The organism is Bordetella petrii (assembly GCF_020991325.1).
In the GTDB taxonomy this organism is placed as follows: Bacteria; Pseudomonadota; Gammaproteobacteria; order Burkholderiales; family Burkholderiaceae_B; genus Bordetella_A; species Bordetella_A petrii_E.
On record NZ_JAJMLX010000320.1, the window covers coordinates 1 to 4,762 of the forward strand.

Consider the following 4,762-nt stretch of genomic DNA (forward strand, 5'->3'; position numbering starts at 1 on the left):
CACCACCGACCTGCTTGCCCGCCTGGTGGCCACCGAGGCCGGCAAGCGGCTGGGCCAGAGCGTGGTGGTGGAAAACCGCCCGGGCGCCGGCGGCGGCATCGGGGCAGCGGCGGTGGCGCGCGCCAAGCCCGATGGCTACACCTTGCTGATGGGCACCCTGGGCACCCAGGTTACCAACCAGTTCATCTATGCCCAGGTTCCGTACGACACGGCGCGCGATTTCGCGCCCGTGACACTGCTGGCCAACACGCCGAACGTGCTGCTGGTGAACCCCAAGCTGGGCATCGACAGCGTGTCGCAACTGATCGAGCAGGCGCGCGCCCGGCCGGGAGCCCTGAACTTCGCGTCCACCAGCCTGGGCGGCTCGCCGCACCTGTCGGGAGAACTGTTCAACCGCATGGCCAAGGTAGACATCCGGCACGTTCCCTACAAAGGATCATCGCCCGCCATGACCGACCTGCTGGGCGGCCAGGTGCAGCTGATGTACGACAACCTGCCCTCGGCCATGGGCCAGATCCAGGCCGGCGCGGTGCGGCCGCTGGCCGTGACCACGGCGCAGCGCGTGCCCCTGCTGCCTGACGTGCCCACGGTGGCGGAAGCCGGCCTGCCGGGCTATGAGGTGAACGCCTGGTTCGGCCTGCTGGCTCCTGCCGGCACGCCCGGCGCCGTCATCCAGCGCGTGCAGAGCGCCGTGGCGGATGCGCTGGCCGACACCGGCGTGCGCCAACAGGTAGAGCGCCTGGGCGCGATACCGGTGGGCGGCACTCCGGCGCAATACGCCGACATCATCCGCGCCGACACCGAAAAATGGCGGCAGGTCATCCAGGACGCGGGGCTGAAGCCGCGCTAGGCGCGGCCTGGTCGCGATACGCAAGGAGAAACTGATGAACGACAAGGCAGGCAAGTTGCGCGTGGGTTCCGGCGCGGGCTGGTGGGGCGATCGCATCGACCCGGCCCGCTGGAACGCCGAGCGCGGCGCACTGGATTTTCTGTGCTTCGAGACCATGGCGGAAGCCACCGTATCCGCCGCGCAGGTGCGCAAGCGCCGCGATCCGGGCTTTCCCGGCTACGACACCTGGCTGGACGACCGCATGCGCGCGGTACTGCCGCATTGCATGAAAAACGGCACGCGCATCGTATCCAACCAGGGCTGGATCAACCCGGTGGGTGCGGCGCGCCGGGTGGCCGAGCTGTGCGCCGAACTGGGCTGGAAGGGGGCCAAGGTGGCGGCGGTCACGGCCACGGACCTTAGCGGCACCATCGTAGGCACCGGACTCCATGTGATGGAAAGCGGCGCGCCGGTCGCCACGCTGCGCGACACCCTGATTTCGGCCGAGCCCTATGCCGGCGCCGAAGCCATTGTGCGTGCCCTGGATGACGGTGCCGACATCGTCATTACCGGACGGGTAGCCGACCCGTCCTTGTTCCTGGCGCCCATGATGCACCACTTCGGCTGGCGCGCCGACGACTGGGCGCGGCTGGGCCAGGGCAGCGGCATCGGCCACTTACTGGAATGCGGCGCCCAGGTCACCGGCGGATACTTCAGCGACCCCGGCTACAAAGACGTGCCCGAGCCCTGGAACCTGGCCTTTCCGTATGCCGACGTGGCGGCGGACGGCACCGCCGAACTCGGCAAGGTCGATGGCACGGGCGGCTGCATCGACCTACGCACCGTGAAAGAGCAGATGTTCTACGAGGTGCACGATCCGGCGCGCTACATCACGCCGGACGTGGTGGTGGACTTCACCACCGCGCGCCTGGAACAGGCCGGCCGTGATCGCGTCCAGGTGGAAGGCATATCCGGCCATGCGCGCACCGACACGTTGAAAGTGTCGATGGGCTGCACCGATGGCTATATCGGCGAAGACATGTTCTTCTTCGCCGGTCCGGGATGCCTGGAAAAAGCCAGGCTGGCCGAGCGGATCCTGCGCGAGCGGCTGCGCATGGTGGATCTTCAGGCGCACGACCTGCGCATCGATTTCATCGGCGCCAACGCCGTGCACGGGGCCGCCTCGGCGGCCCCGGCCTGCGAGCCGGTGGAAATCGCGGTGCGCATCGCGGCGCGCTGCACCACGCGCGCGCAGGCCGAGAAAATCGGCCGCGAAGTCGACGGCATGGCGGTCTGCGGGCTGGCCTCTACCGGCAAGCGCGTGCCCCACCAAGACCGCGTGCGCGAAGTGATCGGGCTGTGGTCCACCCTGGTGCCGCGCGCGTCGGTGGATTGCCAAGTCGAATTTGTCTAGAGCCTGTTCATACTGAAAGGAACCGCCATGCGAACCACCTTGCGACGCATCGCCCACACGCGCTCGGGCGACAAGGGCAATACTTCGAACATCACCGTCATTGCCTACGAACCGCAGTTCTATCCGCTGATCAAGCAGGCTGTCACGGTACAGGCGCTGCGATCCATCTATAACGACACCGCGGTACGCGGCCCCATCACGCGCTATGACGTCGACGGCCTGGGCGTGCTGAATTTCGTGCTGGAAGGCGCGCTGGGCGGCGGCGTGTCGCGCAGCCTGGCCATCGACAACTATGGCAAGGCCCTGGCCAGCGCTGTGTTACGTTTGGAGCTCGAGGTGCCGGATGCATGGGCACCCCTTCTGCGTGGGCCCCAGGCAAACTAAAGAGGGTAGCGGATGTTCGAAGACCTGAAGTCGAAAACAGCACTGATCACCGGCGCCTACAGCGGGCTGGGCCGGCATTTCGCCGATGTGCTGTCGCGGGCCGGCATGCGTGTCGTGCTGTGCGGGCGCCGCGCCGAACTGGGCCAGGAAGTTGCCGCGGCCATCAACCAGCAGGGCGGCCAGGCCTGCGCCGTCCGGCTCGACGTCACCCAGCCCGACAGCGTGCAGGCGGCCATGGACGCCGCCGCGCAACAGTTCGGTCCCCTTGACGTAGTCATCAACAATGCCGGGGTCGCGCTCAGCGAGTCCGCGCTGGATATTTCGGAACAGGCCTGGTCCGGCCTGATCGACACCAACCTGAATGGCGCCTGGCGCGTGGCCCAGGCCAGCGCCCGGCATTTCCGCGCGCACGATAGGCCGGGCGCCATCGTCAACATTGCATCCATACTGGGACAGCGCGTGGCCTCGCACGTGGCCCCCTATGCGGCCGCCAAGGCCGGCCTGCTGCACCTGACGCGTGCCCTGGCGCTGGAATGGGCACGCTACGACATCCGCGTCAACGCGCTGGCGCCCGGCTATATCGCCACCGACCTGAATCGCGAATTCTTCGCCTCGCCGGCGGGCGAAGCGCTGATCAAGCGCGTGCCGCAGCGGCGCCTGGGCCAGCCCGGCGACCTGGATGGGCCCTTGCTGCTGCTGGCGTCGGATGCGTCCGCGTTCATGACGGGTTCGGTGATCGATGTCGACGGCGGGCACCTGGTGAGTTCTCTTTGAATCTGTGACATACCGCCGCGCCAGCGGCACCCTGTTTGGAGACACCGAATGGATTTCTCTTTGCCGCCCGACCTGGACGACTACCGCAACCGCGTCAGCCAGTTTGTCGACCAGGAACTGATTCCGCTGGAAAGCGACCCGGCCAACTACGATGCCCACGAGAACATCGCCGATGCCACGCTGGAACGCACGCGCGCCAAGGTGCGCCAGGCTGGCCTGTGGGCCTTGCAGATGCCGCGTAGCCTGGGCGGCCAGGGCCTGCCCATGGTGGGGCTGGCCGCCTGCTATGAAGAAATGAACCGGTCTATTTTCGGACCGGTATCGTTCAACGCGGCCGCGCCCGATGACGGCAACATGCGTGTGCTGGCGCAAGTAGCGCGGCCCGACCAGAAAGAACGCTGGCTGCAGCCCATCATCGACGGCAAGGTGCGTTCGTCGTTCGTCATGACAGAACCGCACCCGGGCAGCGGGTCCGACCCGTCCATGATGCGCACCACCGCCACCCGCCAGGGCGACAAGTGGATCATCCAGGGCCGCAAGTGGTTTATCACCGGAGCGGGCGTGGCGCAGCATTTCATCCTGATCGCCCGTACCTCCGACGATGCGCGCAAGGGGCTCAGCGCCTTCCTGTTCGATGCCAGCCAGCCCGGCTGGCGTATCGAGCGCCGCATTCCCATCATGGGCCCCGAAGAACACGGCGGGCACTGCGAACTGGTGTTCGATGGCCTGGAAATCCCCGACGAAAACCGCCTGATGGAAGTGGGCGACGGGCTGAAGCTGACGCAGATCCGCCTGGGCCCCGCGCGCCTGACGCACTGCATGCGCTGGCTGGGCCTGGCGCGCCGTTCGATGGCGGTGGCGGTGGACTACGTGCGCGAACGCAGCAGTTTCGGCCAGAAGCTGGCCGAGCGCGAGGGCGTGCAATGGCTGCTGGGCGACGCGGCCATGCAGATCGAGATCGGCCGCCTGCTCACCATGCGCGCCGCCGCGCGCCTGGACCAGGGCGATTTCGCGCGCAAGGAGATTTCCATGGCCAAGATCGTCGTATCCGAAACCCTGCAGAAGGTGGTGGACACGGCACTGCAACTGAATGGCGCGCGCGGCTATTCCAAGGACACCCCGCTGGAATGGATCTACCGCTATGCCCGCCAGGCGCGGCTGGTGGATGGCGCGTCCGAAGTGCACAAGATGGTGCTGGCCCGCTACCTGATGGACGACGGCGACGCCTATTGGCGCTGGGACGCCGCCGACGCGCCGCGCAAGGCCCTGGTATGAGTTCACCCGCCCCCCATGCCGCCCAGCCGGAATGGCTGGCCGCGCTGGCCGCGTACCTGGCGGCGCACGGGCTGGCCGACGCGGCC

Annotated in this window: 5 protein-coding genes; all 5 read left to right on the top strand. The window is 67.6% G+C overall.

Annotation, left to right across the window (positions count from 1 at the left end):
• Positions 1-850, top strand: an 850-nt coding sequence (locus LPZ50_RS21840) for a Bug family tripartite tricarboxylate transporter substrate binding protein (RefSeq protein WP_230664900.1), incomplete at its 5' end; no start/stop codon positions are given.
• 34 nt (positions 851-884) lie between these two features.
• Positions 885-2,243, top strand: coding sequence for an acyclic terpene utilization AtuA family protein (locus LPZ50_RS21845; protein ID WP_230664902.1), 1,359 nt, complete (start codon positions 885-887; stop codon positions 2,241-2,243).
• A 27-nt stretch (positions 2,244-2,270) separates the two neighbouring features.
• Positions 2,271-2,627, top strand: coding sequence for a hypothetical protein (locus LPZ50_RS21850; RefSeq protein ID WP_230664904.1), 357 nt, complete (start codon positions 2,271-2,273; stop codon positions 2,625-2,627).
• A 12-nt stretch (positions 2,628-2,639) separates the two neighbouring features.
• Positions 2,640-3,401 (top strand): SDR family NAD(P)-dependent oxidoreductase, encoded by a 762-nt coding sequence (locus LPZ50_RS21855; RefSeq protein ID WP_230664906.1) that lies wholly within the window; start codon positions 2,640-2,642, stop codon positions 3,399-3,401.
• Between the two features lie 48 nt (positions 3,402-3,449).
• Complete coding sequence (locus LPZ50_RS21860) at positions 3,450-4,676, top strand: acyl-CoA dehydrogenase family protein (RefSeq protein ID WP_230664907.1); 1,227 nt, start codon at positions 3,450-3,452, stop codon at positions 4,674-4,676.
• The last annotated feature ends 86 nt before the right edge of the window (positions 4,677-4,762 follow it).